This window comes from Pseudomonas sp. D3-27, assembly GCF_051132165.1.
GTDB lineage: Bacteria > Pseudomonadota > Gammaproteobacteria > Pseudomonadales > Pseudomonadaceae > Aquipseudomonas.
The window spans coordinates 111959-126941 of the sequence record NZ_CP071667.1; the positions used below are offsets into that span (position 1 = coordinate 111959).

General features: G+C 59.0%; 17 protein-coding genes. 7 read left to right on the forward strand and 10 right to left on the reverse strand.

Annotated features, from left to right (window positions below; translation table 11 throughout):
* The first annotated feature begins 131 nt into the window (after positions 1 to 131).
* The gene (gene cfaB, locus J3P92_RS00520; RefSeq protein WP_420766085.1) at positions 132 to 1319 is read left to right on the forward strand and encodes a C17 cyclopropane fatty acid synthase CfaB; all 1188 of its coding nucleotides are present in this window, start codon (positions 132 to 134) and stop codon (positions 1317 to 1319) included.
* Here the strand turns inward: cfaB and cls are convergent.
* Positions 1316 to 2755, reverse strand: a complete 1440-nt coding sequence (cls, locus tag J3P92_RS00525; RefSeq protein ID WP_420766086.1) for a cardiolipin synthase — start codon at positions 2753 to 2755, stop codon at positions 1316 to 1318. The two genes, cfaB and cls, sit on opposite strands and share 4 nt — an antisense overlap.
* A 140-nt stretch (positions 2756 to 2895) precedes the next feature.
* On the opposite strand from cls, the gene J3P92_RS00530 reads away from it, so the two are divergent.
* Positions 2896 to 3417, forward strand: a complete 522-nt coding sequence (locus tag J3P92_RS00530) for a DUF3617 domain-containing protein (RefSeq protein ID WP_420766087.1) — start codon at positions 2896 to 2898, stop codon at positions 3415 to 3417.
* A gap of 2 nt (positions 3418 to 3419) precedes the next feature.
* On the opposite strand, the gene J3P92_RS00535 is transcribed toward J3P92_RS00530, so the two are convergent.
* From J3P92_RS00535 to J3P92_RS00555, 5 genes are all read right to left on the reverse strand, one after another.
* Positions 3420 to 4295, reverse strand: coding sequence for a metal ABC transporter substrate-binding protein (locus J3P92_RS00535; RefSeq protein ID WP_434561530.1), 876 nt, complete (start codon positions 4293 to 4295; stop codon positions 3420 to 3422).
* 10 nt (positions 4296 to 4305) lie between these two features.
* A complete protein-coding gene (locus tag J3P92_RS00540) occupies positions 4306 to 5172 on the reverse strand; it encodes a metal ABC transporter permease (protein WP_434649591.1) in 867 nt (288 codons plus the stop codon).
* Positions 5172 to 5840, reverse strand: a complete 669-nt coding sequence (locus J3P92_RS00545) for a metal ABC transporter ATP-binding protein (protein ID WP_420766090.1) — start codon at positions 5838 to 5840, stop codon at positions 5172 to 5174. Before J3P92_RS00545 ends, J3P92_RS00540 begins: the two co-directional genes overlap by 1 nt.
* Positions 5837 to 6733, reverse strand: coding sequence for a GTP cyclohydrolase FolE2 (folE2, locus tag J3P92_RS00550; protein ID WP_434651212.1), 897 nt, complete (start codon positions 6731 to 6733; stop codon positions 5837 to 5839). Before folE2 ends, J3P92_RS00545 begins: the two co-directional genes overlap by 4 nt.
* Before the next feature lie 105 nt (positions 6734 to 6838).
* Positions 6839 to 7231, reverse strand: a complete 393-nt coding sequence (locus tag J3P92_RS00555) for a glutamine synthetase (RefSeq protein WP_434649593.1) — start codon at positions 7229 to 7231, stop codon at positions 6839 to 6841.
* 131 nt (positions 7232 to 7362) lie between these two features.
* Between J3P92_RS00555 and zigA the strand changes: the two genes are divergently transcribed.
* Both zigA and J3P92_RS00565 read left to right on the forward strand, forming a co-directional pair.
* The gene (zigA, locus tag J3P92_RS00560; RefSeq protein ID WP_434649595.1) at positions 7363 to 8571 is read left to right on the forward strand and encodes a zinc metallochaperone GTPase ZigA; all 1209 of its coding nucleotides are present in this window, start codon (positions 7363 to 7365) and stop codon (positions 8569 to 8571) included.
* A complete protein-coding gene (locus J3P92_RS00565) occupies positions 8571 to 9221 on the forward strand; it encodes a DUF1826 domain-containing protein (RefSeq protein WP_434649597.1) in 651 nt (216 codons plus the stop codon). Before zigA ends, J3P92_RS00565 begins: the two co-directional genes overlap by 1 nt.
* Here J3P92_RS00565 and J3P92_RS00570 read toward each other — a convergent pair.
* A complete protein-coding gene (locus tag J3P92_RS00570) occupies positions 9218 to 9571 on the reverse strand; it encodes an NADH:ubiquinone oxidoreductase (RefSeq protein WP_420766095.1) in 354 nt (117 codons plus the stop codon). The genes J3P92_RS00565 and J3P92_RS00570 overlap by 4 nt on opposite strands.
* A 27-nt stretch (positions 9572 to 9598) precedes the next feature.
* Here J3P92_RS00570 and J3P92_RS00575 point away from each other — a divergent pair, with 27 nt between their 5' ends.
* Positions 9599 to 10564: a CobW family GTP-binding protein gene (locus J3P92_RS00575; RefSeq protein WP_434649599.1), complete on the forward strand. Its 966-nt coding sequence runs from the start codon at positions 9599 to 9601 to the stop codon at positions 10562 to 10564.
* 12 nt (positions 10565 to 10576) lie between these two features.
* Here J3P92_RS00575 and J3P92_RS00580 read toward each other — a convergent pair whose 3' ends face one another.
* The gene (locus J3P92_RS00580) at positions 10577 to 10999 is read right to left on the reverse strand and encodes a DUF3301 domain-containing protein (protein ID WP_434649601.1); all 423 of its coding nucleotides are present in this window, start codon (positions 10997 to 10999) and stop codon (positions 10577 to 10579) included.
* 119 nt (positions 11000 to 11118) lie between these two features.
* On the opposite strand from J3P92_RS00580, the gene pdxY reads away from it, so the two are divergent.
* Positions 11119 to 11991 (forward strand): pyridoxal kinase PdxY, encoded by an 873-nt coding sequence (gene pdxY / locus J3P92_RS00585; protein WP_420766098.1) that lies wholly within the window; start codon positions 11119 to 11121, stop codon positions 11989 to 11991.
* A gap of 45 nt (positions 11992 to 12036) precedes the next feature.
* Here pdxY and J3P92_RS00590 read toward each other — a convergent pair whose 3' ends face one another.
* Positions 12037 to 12522 (reverse strand): acyl-CoA thioesterase, encoded by a 486-nt coding sequence (locus J3P92_RS00590; protein ID WP_039593237.1) that lies wholly within the window; start codon positions 12520 to 12522, stop codon positions 12037 to 12039.
* Between the two features lie 265 nt (positions 12523 to 12787).
* Between J3P92_RS00590 and J3P92_RS00595 the strand changes: the two genes are divergently transcribed.
* The gene (locus J3P92_RS00595) at positions 12788 to 14551 is read left to right on the forward strand and encodes a cation:proton antiporter (RefSeq protein ID WP_434608761.1); all 1764 of its coding nucleotides are present in this window, start codon (positions 12788 to 12790) and stop codon (positions 14549 to 14551) included.
* A gap of 21 nt (positions 14552 to 14572) precedes the next feature.
* Here J3P92_RS00595 and J3P92_RS00600 read toward each other — a convergent pair whose 3' ends face one another.
* Positions 14573 to 14980 carry an SMI1/KNR4 family protein gene (locus J3P92_RS00600; protein ID WP_003187120.1) on the reverse strand — a complete coding sequence of 136 codons (408 nt, stop codon included), beginning with the start codon at positions 14978 to 14980 and terminating at the stop codon, positions 14573 to 14575.
* Positions 14981 to 14983 lie beyond the last annotated feature (3 nt).

The window sequence follows — 14983 nt, forward strand, 5'->3', positions numbered from 1 at the left end:
TTCGCCAGCAGTCACTGCTAAAACACAGCTGGTAACAGGGCGATAGAAAAAGGCTATAAATTCGATAGCCTGCTATTTTTCTAGCATGGTCTACCCTCATTTCAGACGTCTGAAACAAGGGGGGATTTTTCATGCTCGCTCAACTTCCGCCGGCCTTACAGAATCTGCATCTACCGCTTCGTTTGCGGCTCTGGGATGGCCATGAGTTCACGCTCGGTGCCGATCCCAGCGTCACGATTGTGGTCAAGGACCCTCAAGTGGTCGCGCAATTCACCCACCCCAGCCTGGATGCACTGGGTGCAGCGTTTGTCGAAGGCAAACTCGAGCTTGAAGGCTCTATCAATGAAGTCATTCGTGTATGTGACGAGCTGAGCCAGGCCCTGGTGGACGAAGACGACAGCAACTTGCCGGTGCGTACTGTCCACGACAAGGAAACCGACGCCAAGGCGATCTCCTATCACTACGACCTGTCCAATGCGTTTTATCAGCTCTGGCTCGACAGCGACATGGTGTATTCATGCGCTTATTTCGAGACCGGCAGCGAAACCCTCGAACAAGCGCAACAAGCGAAATTCCGCCATTTGTGCCGCAAGCTGCGCCTGCAACCCGGAGACTATCTGTTGGACGTTGGCTGTGGCTGGGGCGGGTTGGCGCGTTTCGCGGCGCGGGAATTCGGAGCCAAGGTGTTTGGCATTACCCTGAGCAAGGCGCAGCTCGCCCTGGCTCGGGAGCGGGTCAAGGCTGAAGGCCTGGAAGATCAGGTGGAGCTGCAGTTGCTGGACTATCGGGACCTGCCCCAGGACGGACGTTTTGACAAAGTGGTCAGTGTCGGCATGTTCGAACACGTGGGGCACGCCAACCTGGCCCAGTACTGCAAGACGCTGTTCGGTGCCGTCCGTGAAGGCGGCTTGGTGATGAATCACGGTATCACCGCCAAGCACACCGATGGCCGTCCGGTAGGGCGCGGGGCGGGCGAATTCATCGAGAAATACGTGTTTCCCAATGGTGAGTTGCCGCATCTGTCGATGATCTCTGCCGAAATCAGCGAAGCCGGGCTGGAAATCGTCGATGTAGAAAGCCTGCGCATGCACTACGCGCGCACCCTCGATCATTGGAGCGAGCGTTTGGAGGACAACCTCGAAGCCGCGTCCAGGGAAGTACCGGAGCAGGCCTTGCGAATCTGGCGGCTGTATCTGGCGGGCTGCGCCTACGCGTTCGCCAAGGGCTGGATAAACCTGCACCAGATTCTCGCGGTCAAGGCCCATGCCGATGGCAGCCATGAATTGCCTTGGACTCGCGACGACATTTACACGCCTTAAAGAATCGGCGAAATGAGCCGGGCGATTCGCATGCCGATTTTTTGCAGGCGGTGGGTCTCCCGGCTTTCTTGTTTGGCCACTTCGTGGGCTTGGGCAAAATCCTTCTCGAGCATTTGCTCCACTTCGCTGGCAAACGCGATATCAACGGTCAGCAGCATGACTTCGAAATTCAATCGAAACGAACGGTTATCCAGGTTCGCACTGCCGATCGCGCTTATTTCCTGATCGATCAGTACGACTTTTTGGTGCAGGAATCCTGGCTCATAACGAAACACCCGGACGCCGGCCCGCACCGCTTCGAATGCATAGAGGCTGGACGCCGCGTAGACGATTTTGTGATCGGGCCGCGAAGGTAGCAGGATACGCACATCCACGCCGCGCAAGACGGCCAGGCGCAGCGCCGCGAAAACCGCTTCGTCAGGGATGAAGTAGGGCGTGGTGATCCAGATTCGCTCGTTTGCAGCGTGGATCGCTTCGACGAAAAACAATGAGCAGGTTTCCTGCGCGTCCGCCGGACCGCTGGCCAGCAGTTGGCAGAGCACGCCGCCATCCGGATAGGTGTCCGGCAGGATCAATGGCGGCAACGCACGGGCGGCCCAGAACCAGTCTTCCGCAAAGGATTCCTGCATGCTCGCCACCACGGGGCCGCGCACTTCGACGTGGGTGTCGCGCCATGGGGCCAACGGAGGCTTTTCGCCCAGGTATTCGTCGCCCACGTTGTGACCACCGACAAACCCCAGGACGCCGTCCACGGCCACGATCTTGCGATGGTTGCGGAAGTTGACCTGGAACCGGTTCAACCAACCGCTGCGGGTGGCAAAGGCTTTCACATGGACGCCGCCGTCGCGCAGTGCCTGGACATAACGGTGGGGCAGGGAGTGACTGCCGATACGGTCATAAAGCAGGTATACCGCCACGCCCTCGGCTGCTTTCTTCAACAGTAACGCGTGCAAGCGTTGGCCGAGACGGTCGTCATGGATGATGAAGAATTGGATCAGAATGGCTTCCCGCGCACTTTCCATGGCCTGGAAAATCGCCTCGAACGTGGCGTGGCCATCCACCAGCAGCCGCACCTGGTTATTCGCCAGGCAAGGCGCGCGTCCGAGCTTCGGCATGGCGCGCAAGGAAGCATAAGCGTGGGACGCGCGGGCTGTGAGCGCCTCTTCGACCCAAGGCCGCCAGTTCAGCTCGGAGATCGCCTTGCGCATCTCTTCGTTGGCCTGTCGTCGCGCCTTGATGTAACCGTCGAAAGTACTGCGGCCAAAAACCAGGTAGGGAATAAGCGTCAGATAAGGGATGAACACCAGTGACAGGGCCCAGGCGATCGAGCCTTGGGCGGTTCGCACGGTGAGTACCGCATGGACCGCAGCGATGGAACCGAGGGTGTGGAGCAGCGCGATCAGGTAACCGAAAACATGCGGGCCGTAATAGTCCATGGGGCAGCCGTGCTCCTGAAGTTTCAATGCTTAACAGACCATGTTACGCAACGAATGTCGCTAATTAATTCACCTGTGCTTGCCTGAACCGAAGCTTGCGGGCAGCGTCTAACGGCCACTTGTCCTCTGGAGTTTTCGCAATGAAAGTTCGCCTGCTGGGTTTGGCCTTGGCCATTGGTTTCTCGGTTCCTGTAGCGGCTCATGCGCAGATGCTTCAACCGGGCCTGTGGGAACTGACGACAAGCAACATGAAGGTCGATAACCAGAATCTGCCTGACCTGCAATTGATCCTCGGCCAGTTGCAGAACCAGATGACGCCCGAGCAGCGAGCGATGCTGGAAAAGCAAGGCATCACCATGGGGGGTAAAGGTATTCGGGTTTGCCTGACGCCGGAGCAAGTCCAGACCAACGACATCCCGCTGCAGGATCCGCAGTCAGGGTGCAAGCAGCAGATCACCGAGCGGACCGGCAACCAATGGAAGTTTCGCTTCAGTTGTCCGAAAGCCCAGGGCAGCGGCATCGCGACCTTCCAGAGTGATCGCGAATTCACCACCAAGGTCAATGGCACGTTCAACGCCACGGGCATCCAGCAGAACGGTAGCCTGGATACCCGCGCCGTGTGGCTGGGGCAGGATTGCGGAACGGTCAAGCCGAGGGCTTGATTTCAGGGCTGGCTCAACGCTTCGTACAGGGTGTTGAGGTTGTACTCGAACAGGCCGGTAAACGTGCTCGCGGGTCCGCTGGCGGCGAGGGCGTCGGAGTACAAGGTGCCGCCGATGTGCGCGCCGCTTTCATCGGCAATTTGCTTGAGCAGGCGTGCGTCCTTGATGTTTTCCATGAACACCGCTTTGACTTTGGCCTGGCGGATTTGCGTGATCAAGGCGGCGACTTCGGCAGCCGATGGCTCGCGTTCAGTAGACAAGCCTTGCGGTGCCATGAAATCGATGCCGTAGGCTTGGCCCAGGTAACCGAAGGCGTCGTGAGAAGTGACGATCTTGCGATTGCCGGGTGGCAAAGCGGTGAACTTCGCCTTGGCTTCGGCGAGTAGGGCATGGATCTTTTTCAGGTACGCCTGGCTGTTACGTTCGTAATCGGCCTTGTTGGCCGGGTCGGCTGCTTCCAATGCCTTCGTGATGTTGCCGACGTAGAGCACGGCGTTGGCAAGGTTGTGCCACGCATGCGGGTCTGGGATGGTCTCCCCGTCTTCGTCCAAGGAACGTGGAATCACGCCACGGCTGGCACTGATTACCGGCGCGGTGGTTTCGGTGCTGGTGACCAGGCGATCCAGCCACGGCTCGAAGCCCAATCCATTCTTGATGATCACCTTGGCTTTCAGCAGCGCCTTGGCATCGTCTGGGGTGGGCTCGTAGGTGTGTGCATCGGCGTCGGGACCGACCATGTTGACGATCTGAACGTGTTCGCCGCCGACCTGTTGGGTCATGTCGGCAAGGATGCTGAAGCTGGTGACAACCTGCAGCTTTTCGGCAGCAGGGGAGGACATGGACACCATCAAGCTGAATATCAGGAGCAGGGCGCGCATCGGCAAAACCTCATTGGGATGTGAGCAAAGGCGGGCGGCGCAGCAAGCCATGCACCGGACCGAATACTACGGACAGCAAATAGAGCACGCCCGCCACCAGTACGATGGCCGGTCCGCTGGGCAGCGAGAAGTAGAAGGACAGCAGCAGGCCCAGCCACACCGAAAGGCAGCCGAACAGTGCGGCCAAAGCCATCAGGGTCGGCAGGCGGCGGCTCCAGAACCGAGAAGCCGCGGCAGGCAACATCATCAGGCCCACAACCATCAGCGCTCCGATGGCCTGGAAGCCGATCACCAGGTTCAACACCACAAGTGTCAGGAACACGCCGTGGGCCAACGGACCCAGACGACTGACTGTCCGCAGAAACAAGGGGTCCAGGGTATCGAGCAACAGCGGGCGATAGATCAGCGCCATTGCACCCAGGCTTGCGGCGCAAACCCAGAGCATGCCGGTGAGTGTCGGACTGTCTACTGCTAGTGCGGAACCAAATAACAGGTGCAGCAAGTCCAGGCGTTTGCCGGCCATGCCGAGAATCAGTACGCCGGCCGCCAGGGATATGGGATAGATCGCCGCCAGGCTGGCGTCCTCTCGCAGTCCAGTGCGGCGGGTAATCCACGCTGCGAGCCCGGCCATGCTCAGGCCGGCCCCCAGGCCTCCGACGGTCAGGACAGGCAGGCTCAACCCGGCGAACCAGAACCCGAGCGCTGCGCCCGGCAGGATGCCGTGAGCCACGGCATCACCGATCAGGCTCATCCGCCGCAGAATCAGAAACACCCCTAGTGGAGCCGTGCTGCACGCCAGTACCAGTCCGCCCAACAACGCCCGGCGCATGAACAGGAAATCCAGGAAGGGCTGCCATAGGTGGGTTGCGCTGAGCATCAGGCGACCTGCGTGTACTGAGGCCGTTCGATCAAGTCGACGCTGCGACCCAATGCGCAACCTGTAGGACTGATCAGCAAGGTGTGGGGAACATGCCGATGTACCGCAGCGAGGTCGTGACAGACCACCATTAAGGTCCGACCTTCTCGGTGCCATTGGTGAATATGTTTCCACAACAGCGCCTGGCCCATTTCGTCGAGCGCAGCATGAGGCTCGTCGAGCAGCAGGACGGGTGCCTCGGCCAAGCTCAACCGGGCGAGCAGGGAACGCTGTAGCTCACCACCCGACAGAGCCATCAGCGGGCGATGTTCGAGGCCGCTTAGATTCCAATCGTCCAGGACGGCCTTGAGTCGCTGGTTTCGGGTCGCGGGATTTTGTCGAAGGCCCCATGAGCCTGCTGCAACCAGCTCTTGCAGGCTGATCGGGAAATGCCGGTCCAAGTGTTGTTGCTGGGGCAGGAATGAAACACCGCCGCGCCGAGGCACATTCAATGAGGCTGTTCCCGATAGCGGCTTTTGCAACCCGGCCAGCACTTTTAAAAGGCTGCTTTTTCCGGAGCCGTTGGCGCCGATGATGGCGGTCAGGCTGCCTTCAGGTCGTTCCATGTCCAGCGGGGGCGTGAGCGGTTGACCCGGCGCACCCCATCTCAAGGCTTGGCAACGAATCATGAGGCCTCCCGTACCCAGTGACTCTGGGCGACGGCATCGTGGGCATGGAGGCTTTCAGCGTGAACCACTCGCACGTCAAATGAGGAGATCCAGGGCATCTTTTGCAACGCGACGTTCAATCGACGCGCAGCGTCTTCACAGAACATCAGGTTCTGGCCGTTGGCCAGGGCAAAGGCTTGTTCGTCCGCACGCTTCACAGCGGTTTGTACAGCGGTGCCCAGGGCAGCCTCGGCCTCGTTGATCAGAGCCAGCCATGGTAATTCACGGATATCGATGTTCAGCCGCACTTTCAAGGTGGCGAGGCTGCGTTGGCTATGAGGGGTAGCGACGATGCCTTTTGATGTGCCCAGCCAAGCGAGCACGTCGGCATGCTCGAGCGCTTTGTTTGCAAAATCCTCGATGAATTGTTGCTGAATGAGCTGACGCGCAAGCGCTGCCGAGCAGGGACAGGTGGATGAATACGGAACCTGAATCTCAAGTTCCACGTGGAACATCGAATCGTCCAAGTGAGCGTCCACCTTGGTGGGGTACAGTTTCCACCCAGCAAGAGGGCTGATCAAGGCGGAGCGTTTGTACATGAGATCCGTCTTCAGGCTAAGCGAGGCGCGCCGGGACAATCCCCCATGGCTATCAAGGAAGCTCTGTAAAATCTGTCGTAAAAGAGACGGCGAAAGTGGGGAGTTTTCGAGCGGCTCCAGCGCCAGATACAAGCGTGACATATGGATGCCACGAGCTTCGCCATCATCGAGGCTGACGCCCGCGTCAGCAGTTGCGCTCAAGCGTTGACCGTCGATCAACAGCGGTACAGCAATGCCGCACATGCCGACCCAATCTAGCGGCAAGTTCTGGCGAGATGCCTGTGCCGCGACGTCTGGCAGAGTTAACGCATTCATCTTGAAGGTCCAGAAGAGGTTCGCTTGAATGTTATAGTATAACAATAAGTGCGACGAGGCCTTTTTCATGAATGCTTTTTCATGGGCAGCGTTCCACGTGAAACATCAGCGTTTCGGTTGCTCGCACCCGCTCATACGGCCGCATACAAACCGGCCACCGCCCCCGCCGGAGCTGGAAAAGCGATTGATAGTGGTCCAACCCACGCGCCGGCTATATCCAACCCAGGCTTCGCCATCAGAAGCAAACCCGGTGAAAAACGTCAGCTGACCATAACGGCTATTTGTCTGGGACCAATAGCGCCGTCCGGTAGCCTCAAAACCTCGTAAATAAAAGGTATTTCCTGCCGTGAAAACGCTGTAGGCATTGCCTTGTGCATCGACGCACGCGAGCAGATTGGCGCTGCGCGTGCAATTGGCCGGCGTGGGAGGGTGAGCCGAAGCACCCACTGAAAATAGCAATAACAGCCCTATCGGCAAAAGATTCGAAAAGCTCAGCATACGGTGTCGCCCATGGAAATCGTTTGGTCAGCTTGCACTGTTATACTATAACATGTATATCGACCAGCCTTTCATCGAACCAATGCCTGAAGACTCCCCGTGAATAACGGCGTCCCAACGAGGATCCTCTGATGACCAAGCGTCTCCCTGTGACCGTGCTTTCCGGATTTCTCGGTGCCGGAAAAAGTACCCTGCTTAACCACGTCCTGCGCAATCGGGATAACCTTCGCGTTGCCGTCATCGTCAACGATATGAGCGAGATCAACATCGATGGAAGCGAAGTCCAGCGAGACGTCAGCTTGAGCCGGTCGGAAGAGAAACTGGTGGAAATGAGCAACGGATGCATTTGTTGCACGTTGCGTGAGGACTTGCTTGAAGAAGTCGGGCAACTTGCCCGGGAAGGGCGCTTCGATTATTTGCTGATCGAATCCACAGGCATCTCCGAACCGTTGCCGGTGGCCGAAACCTTCACGTTTCGTGACGAGGAGGGCCGAAGCCTGGCCGATGTGGCGCGGCTCGACACCATGGTGACGGTGGTCGATGGGGTGAATTTCCTGCTGGATTATCAGGCCGCGGAAAGCCTGGCGTCACGGGGGGAAACTCTGGGCGAGGACGATGAACGCTCGATCACCGACCTGCTGATCGAACAGATCGAGTTTGCCGACGTGATTCTGATCAGCAAGATCGACCTGATCAGCCAACACGAGCGGGAAGAGTTGACCGCGATTCTGCAGCGTCTCAACGCCCAGGCGCAGATCATTCCAATGGTCATGGGGCAGGTACCGCTGGGCCGTATTCTCGACACCGGCCTTTTCGACTTTGAGCGCGCCGCCCAGGCGCCTGGCTGGCTACAGGAACTGCGTGGCGAGCATGTACCTGAGACAGAGGAATATGGCATTGCCTCGACCGCCTACCGGGCACGTCGGCCGTTTCATCCCCAGCGTTTCTTCAACTTCATCGACCGTCCGTGGCCAAATGGCAAGCTCCTGCGCTCCAAGGGGTTCTTCTGGTTGGCCAGCAAACCTGAGGAGGCGGGGAGCTGGTCCCAGGCCGGCGGCCTGATGCGCCACGGATTTGCCGGGCGCTGGTGGCGGTTCGTACCAGAAAACCAATGGCCGCAGGACCAAGAGAGCACAGCGGCCATCATGAAGAACTGGTCTGTAGCCACCGGCGATTGCCGTCAGGAGCTGGTGTTTATTGGCCAGGACATCGACTTTGGTCAACTCACCGCCGAATTGGACGCCTGCCTGCTCACCGACGAGGAATTAGCCCTTGGTGTCGAAAGTTGGCGGCTATTGTCCGATCCATTCGGCCCATGGCATGAAGAGGCGGCAGCGTGATGCTGGCGCCGAGTCTGAAAAGGGCATTGCAGGTACAGCAGGCCCAAGGCGATACACCGGAGATACTCACGAAGATCCTGGACGACGGCACCAACCTGGCGGTCTGGCAACGTCAGCTTCCCGCGCACATCGGCGATTTCGCGGCACTGGTACTTGCGTTGGACCAGCCATTGACCGAATCACGGGTGCTCGACTTGCCGGATGATGACGCCCAGCCAGCGCTGCAAGGCCTGGCTGCAGGCTTCAGCGACCTGCACGGCTATGAAGGCTTTATCGCCGACGTCTCTTGGCTGGTTTGCGCATTTGCTTGCCTGTTGGGGGCGCAACGGGTCGGTCTGCGTCTTCGCACGTTGGACAAGGCCATGTGCCCGCGCTTTCACGTTGATCACGTACCGGTGCGGCTGCTGACCACCTATGGGGGCGTCGGCAGCCAGTGGCTCAAGGAGGGCGTCATGGATCGCCAGCGCCTGGGGCAACCTGAGGCCGAACCGGTGGATCCACAAGTGATCGAGCGGTTCTGTTGCGGTGATGTCGGCTTGCTTAAAGGCGAGAAATGGCACGGCAACGAGGGGTTTGGCCTGATCCACCGCTCACCGGAACCCGCCCCGCAAGAGCGTCGCCTGATTCTCACGCTGGACTGGTTGGCTTAAGGCTTGAGCCAGGTGCCCTGGCTTTGCCCTTCGCAAAATGGCTGCAGGTAAGCGGCATCGGTCGCCACGCCGTAGTAGTGAATATCCTGGCGGTAAGGCATATTGGCGACCTGAGCGTTGCGGCAAACGCCGAACGCGCCGCCGGGGCACTGATCGACGTATTGCACCTCGACCTTCTGGCCGGCCAGGTTTGGCTGGCAGAAGCCATCGGCAAACAGCTTCTGCGGAATGTTGCGGTTCTGCTGGCAGACTTTCACATCGAGCCGCTCCGCCTGGCTGTGAACCACGCAAGCCTGGGCCAGTACCTGGTTCGACGTCAGCGCCAGTAACAACCAGCCGATCATTCGCATGTTCACCTCCATCGAAAGCCGTCGATTATGTTGCAGCACATCCCCACTCATGTCATAGCCGGCCCTTTGGGCGCCGGCAAGACCAGCCTGATCAGGCATCTTCTGGCCCAGCGCCCGGCCAGCGAGCGCTGGGCGGTGCTGATCAACGAGTTCGGTCAGATCGGCCTGGATGCCGCGTTACTGACCCAGGCTGGCGATGGTATCGCACTGGGCGAAGTGGCCGGCGGTTGTTTGTGCTGCGTCAACGGCGCGCCGTTTCAGATCGGTCTTGGGCGTCTACTGCGCAAGGCTCGGCCGGATCGGCTGTTTATCGAACCCTCGGGCCTCGGCCATCCGGTGCAGTTGGTGCGGCAGCTGAACGAAGCACCCTGGCTTGGTGTACTGGCGGTGCAACCCTGCGTGCTGGTGTTGGATGCCCAGGCGATGGCGGACGGCAAGCCGTTGCCCGATGCGCAGCGACAAACCCTGGCGGATGCCGGACTGCTGGTGCTGAACAAATCCGAGACCCTTACGCAAGCCGACCGGGAACGGCTGGCGATGCAACTGCCAGGACGGACGCTGTACTGGACGCAGCACGCAGCGTTGCCGATCGACCAATTGCCTGGCCTGGCGGCTCGGGGCAGCGAGGCTGTGGATAACTTGAGCCTGCCCAAAAGCCTGGGTCGAATGGCGGCCATATGGACCGACCCGGCGGTGCCGATCCGCCTGTATCAACAGCAGGAGGGCGGCTGGAGTATCGGCTGGCGCTGGCACCCCAGCCAGCAATTCGACGCAGCGGCGCTTACGCATTGGCTGAAAGATCATCACTGGAAGCGCGCGAAGATGGTTATCCACAGTGCCGACGGTTGGGTTTCAGCGAATGCATTGGAAGCGGCGGCACTGCAATGGCAAGCCAGTGAATGGCGCGAAGACTCGCGGATCGAGCTGATATTCGACCAGCAGCAAGACATTGATCGCCTGCAAACGGGTCTGTTGATTGCTCGGTGCACCTGAATCAGCTTTGCTTCAAGGCTTCCATTTGTTGTGCTCCTGACGCCACTGGCTCAGTTCGATGACTTCAGCCCTGGGCCGGGTCTGCACCGGCTCAACTGGCGTGGGCGGGGCGTCTTCGAAGGGCATCGGGTAGGGAGCCAGTTCGATATGCGCGCTGTGGGCACCGAACTGAGTGATGGTGCCGGTATGACGGGTCTCGCCCGTCACTGTGAATTCGAAATTATAGATACGTGCCAGGCGCCGCCGTCCGTTGGCGTCCTTGACGAATCCGATCTTTCGCAGCGCCACGTTGCCGTCCAGCAGCTCGATCTTCAGGTTGGCGCAATGTTGCATGACCCTCGCCAAGGCTCGTTCGCGCAAGCCATGGTTGTGCCACAGCCAGGCGCCGCCGGTAGCCAGCAGCATCAGCACGAAAATGTTTCCAAGGGTCAGCATGAACGAAGAGCTCCAACAAGTTGCCGTCAGCTTAACTGTGTCGCCGGTCTGTCGTACAGGCTGCGTTTAGTCGCATACTGCGCGGCTTGAATTTCAATCGTTTTACGGACATTTCCCGCATGAAACGCACGCCCCATCTGCTTGCCATACAGTCCCACGTGATATTCGGCCATGCCGGCAACAGCGCCGCCGTGTTTGCGATGCAGCGGGTCGGCGTAAACGTGTGGCCGCTCAACACCGTGCAGTTTTCCAATCACACCCAATACGGGCAGTGGGCCGGTGAAGTGCTCCCGCCGGACCAGATACCGCTGTTGGTAGAGGGTATCGCGGCCATTGGCGAGCTGGGCAATTGCGACGCGGTGCTGTCCGGTTATCTGGGTAGCGCAGCCCAGGGACAGGCGATCCTGTCGGGTGTGGCGCGCATCAAGCGTTGTAATCCCAAGGCGTTGTATCTGTGCGACCCGGTCATGGGGCATGCGGAGAAGGGCTGCATTGTCGCGCCCGAGGTGGGCAGGTTCCTGCTGGAAGAGGCCGCTGCCGTGGCTGACATCATGTGTCCTAACCAGCTGGAGCTGGACAGTTTTTCCGGCCGCAAGGCGCAATCACTACTCGACTGCCTGGCGATGGCCCGTGCGCTGTTGGCCCGTGGCCCGAAAGTCGTGCTGGTCAAGCACCTGGCTTATCCCGGCAAGCCCGAAGACAGCTTCGAGATGCTGTTGGTCACGGCTGAAGGCAGCTGGCACTTGCGCCGTCCATTGCTGGCGTTCCCCCGCCAACCGGTCGGAGTCGGCGACCTGACGTCGGGGCTGTTCCTGGCGCGGATACTGTTGGGAGACAGCCTGTCGGCAGCCTTTGAATTCACCGCTGCGGCCGTGCATGAGGTGCTGTTGGAAACCCAGGCGTGTGCAAGCTACGAATTGCAGCTGGTCCGCGCCCAGGACCGTATTGCCCATCCTCGCGTGCGATTCGAGGCCATGCCGATCAGCCTTTGATCGCTGTGGGAGCGAGCTCGCTCCCACCTTGATTTCGACGGCGGGTTACGGCCCGTCCGCCTTGATTTCCTGATAACGCCTCTCCAGTTCCTGGCGAATCTGGCGACGTTGCTGCGCTTGTTCGTAGCGGCGCTTCTCTTCGCTGTTCTGCGGTTGCAGCGGCGGGACGGGCGCGGGCTTGCGCTGGTCATCCACCGCTACCATGGTGAAGAAGCAGCTATTGGTATGGCGAACCGAGCGCTCACGAATGTTCTCGGTCACGACTTTGATGCCCACTTCCATCGAGGTATTGCCGGTGTAGTTCACCGACGCCAGGAAGGTAACCAACTCGCCGACATGAATCGGCTCGCGAAAAATCACCTGGTCTACCGACAATGTCACCACGTATCGGCCGGCATAGCGGCTGGCACAAGCGTAGGCCACCTCATCCAGGTACTTGAGCAAGGTGCCGCCATGGACATTGCCAGAGAAGTTGGCCATATCGGGGGTCATCAACACCGTCATCGACAGCTGGGCGTTTCCGGGTTCCATAACGTTCTCACGGTTCAAGGCAGCAGTTTCGAGGGCGCGCCTCTGCGGGCGCTGGAATGTGGTTAGCGGGTTCAAACCACTCATATCGGGACGCTGCGCCACGACTTGCCGTCACGCTTGGGTGGATCTGTTTCCATATATTGCACCGTTTTTTTGTAAGAAGTCCCGGTGTTAACCTGCAAAAAACCCGTCATGCCGGGTATTCCTACAAAAGAAACGGACGTACCCGACTTCACCTGGAGTCGTTTCGACAAGGAGCCCCACAATGCACGCCATCAGTTTCATTCAAGACCTGGCGATCATCTTGCTGGCGGCCGGGTTGGTCACCGTACTGTTCCATCGTTTCAAGCAACCGGTGGTGCTGGGCTACATTGTCGCCGGCTTTATCATCGGCCCGCATACGCCGCCGTTCGGCTTCATTCACGATGAAGAAACGATCAAGACCCTGGCCGAGCTCGGCGTGATCTTCCTCATGTTCTCCCTCGGCCTGGAGTTCAGCCTGCGCAAACTGTTCAAGGTGGGAGCCACGGCGTTTATCGCTGCGTTCCTAGAGATCGTATTGATGATATGGATCGGCTATGAAATTGGTCGCTGGTTCGACTGGAGCGCCATGGACTCGCTGTTTCTCGGCGCGATCCTCGCGATTTCCTCAACCACGATTATCGTCAAAGCCTTGAATGACCTGAAGATGAAAAACGAGCGCTTTGCGCAGTTGATCTTCGGGGTATTGATCGTCGAGGACATTCTCGGCATCGGTATCATCGCTTTACTGTCGAGCATCGCTGTCAGCGGCACCGTAAGCTCCAGCGAGGTGTTTTCCACGGTCGGCAAGCTGTCGCTGTTCATGATCGTCGCGTTGGTCGTCGGCATCCTGCTGGTGCCGCGATTGCTGGCGTACGTGGCGAAGTTCGACAGCAACGAGATGTTGTTGATTACCGTACTGGGGCTTTGTTTCGGCTTCTGCCTGCTGGTGGTAAAGCTGGAATACAGCATGGTGCTTGGGGCGTTCCTGATCGGTGCGATCATGGCCGAGTCTCGACAATTGCTGAAGATCGAGCGATTGGTGGAGCCTGTGCGCGATCTGTTCAGCGCAATATTTTTCGTGGCTATCGGGCTGATGCTCGATCCGGCCATTGTGCTTCAATATGCGTGGCCGATCGCAGTCATTACCTGCGCGGTGGTATTGGGCAAGATATTTTCTTGTGGTCTCGGCGCCTTTGTCGCGGGAAATGATGGACGCACCTCTCTACGAGTCGGGATGGGGCTTTCACAGATTGGCGAATTTTCTTTCATTATCGCTTCGTTGGGGATGACCCTGCAGGTGACCAGCGATTTCCTTTATCCGGTCGCTGTGGCTGTCTCGGTGCTCACGACATTGTCGACCCCTTATCTGATTCGGGCCGCTGATCCGTTGTCGGTCAGATTGGCGTCGGCAATGCCGCAGCGATTGACGCGCGTGCTGGGCATGTATGGAGAATGGTTGCGCAGCATCCAGCCACAGGGTGAGGGAGCCATGCTGGCTTCCATCATCAGGCGCATCATGCTGCAGGTGGGTGTCAACCTGGCATTGGTGATCGCGATTTTTGTCTCGGGGGGGTATTTTGCCGAACGAGTGTCTGCCTATCTGCAAGACTGGATCAGCGATCCGAGCTGGCAGAAAGCGTTGATCTGGGGCGGCTCGCTGTTCCTGTCGCTACCGTTCCTGATCGCGGCGTACCGCAAGCTCAAGGCGTTGTCGATGCTGCTGGCGGAAATGGGTGTAAAGCCGGAGATGGCCGGCCGCCACACCCAGCGCGTGCGTCGCGTGATCGCCGAAGTGATTCCGCTCCTTTCGCTGCTGGTGATTTTCCTGCTGCTGGCAGCCTTGTCAGCCAGTATCTTGCCGACCAACAAGCTGCTGGTATGGATCGCAGTGGTCGCGATTGCCTTGGCGGCCCTGCTTTGGCGCTGGTTTGTCCGCCTGCATACACGAATGCAGGTGGCCTTGCTCGAAACGCTGGACAATCACAAGGGATCGTCCGGGCATTGATCAGCGCCGGACGCTAGAGCATCAACTTTCCAACCAGACATCCCTTGCCCAGTGCCATACCGATTCCCACGTTTCCTCGGCGATCAGCTCCTCTTCTGCCTGCCATAGCACTACGGTGCCGTCTTCTTCGACACAGTAGTAGTCATCGCCGTCCTGGCAGATCGGAATCAGGCTTCGATCAACACCGGCATCCCAGGCATTGGCGGCCACATCCGGCAGGTAGGTATGGGACTGCGGATCGGTAACGGTCACCGGCTCCAGGCTGCCGTAGACGACATCGCTGACGGTGAGCAAAAACTCCCGGAACACGAACGGGATATCGATGAACAGCTGCTCTTCGATTTCCACCAGCAAGTCTTCGTCGGGCAATTCCAATGGAACCGGTACGGGTTCGTTGGCTTCGCGTAATTGTTCGATGATTTCTTCCACGTC

Coding starts and splice junctions, on each gene's coding strand:
- J3P92_RS00575 (WP_434649599.1), top strand. CDS start 9,599: ATGTTGCAGCACATCCCCACTCATGTCATAGCCGGCCCTTTGGGCGCC.
- cfaB (WP_420766085.1), top strand. CDS start 132: ATGCTCGCTCAACTTCCGCCGGCCTTACAGAATCTGCATCTACCGCTT.
- cls (WP_420766086.1), bottom strand. CDS start 2,755: ATGGACTATTACGGCCCGCATGTTTTCGGTTACCTGATCGCGCTGCTC.
- J3P92_RS00570 (WP_420766095.1), bottom strand. CDS start 9,571: ATGCGAATGATCGGCTGGTTGTTACTGGCGCTGACGTCGAACCAGGTA.
- J3P92_RS00540 (WP_434649591.1), bottom strand. CDS start 5,172: ATGCTCAGCGCAACCCACCTATGGCAGCCCTTCCTGGATTTCCTGTTC.
- J3P92_RS00565 (WP_434649597.1), top strand. CDS start 8,571: ATGCTGGCGCCGAGTCTGAAAAGGGCATTGCAGGTACAGCAGGCCCAA.
- J3P92_RS00595 (WP_434608761.1), top strand. CDS start 12,788: ATGCACGCCATCAGTTTCATTCAAGACCTGGCGATCATCTTGCTGGCG.
- J3P92_RS00590 (WP_039593237.1), bottom strand. CDS start 12,522: ATGGAACCCGGAAACGCCCAGCTGTCGATGACGGTGTTGATGACCCCC.
- pdxY (WP_420766098.1), top strand. CDS start 11,119: ATGAAACGCACGCCCCATCTGCTTGCCATACAGTCCCACGTGATATTC.
- zigA (WP_434649595.1), top strand. CDS start 7,363: ATGACCAAGCGTCTCCCTGTGACCGTGCTTTCCGGATTTCTCGGTGCC.
- J3P92_RS00530 (WP_420766087.1), top strand. CDS start 2,896: ATGAAAGTTCGCCTGCTGGGTTTGGCCTTGGCCATTGGTTTCTCGGTT.
- J3P92_RS00545 (WP_420766090.1), bottom strand. CDS start 5,840: ATGATTCGTTGCCAAGCCTTGAGATGGGGTGCGCCGGGTCAACCGCTC.
- folE2 (WP_434651212.1), bottom strand. CDS start 6,733: ATGAATGCGTTAACTCTGCCAGACGTCGCGGCACAGGCATCTCGCCAG.
- J3P92_RS00580 (WP_434649601.1), bottom strand. CDS start 10,999: ATGCTGACCCTTGGAAACATTTTCGTGCTGATGCTGCTGGCTACCGGC.
- J3P92_RS00555 (WP_434649593.1), bottom strand. CDS start 7,231: ATGCTGAGCTTTTCGAATCTTTTGCCGATAGGGCTGTTATTGCTATTT.
- J3P92_RS00535 (WP_434561530.1), bottom strand. CDS start 4,295: ATGCGCGCCCTGCTCCTGATATTCAGCTTGATGGTGTCCATGTCCTCC.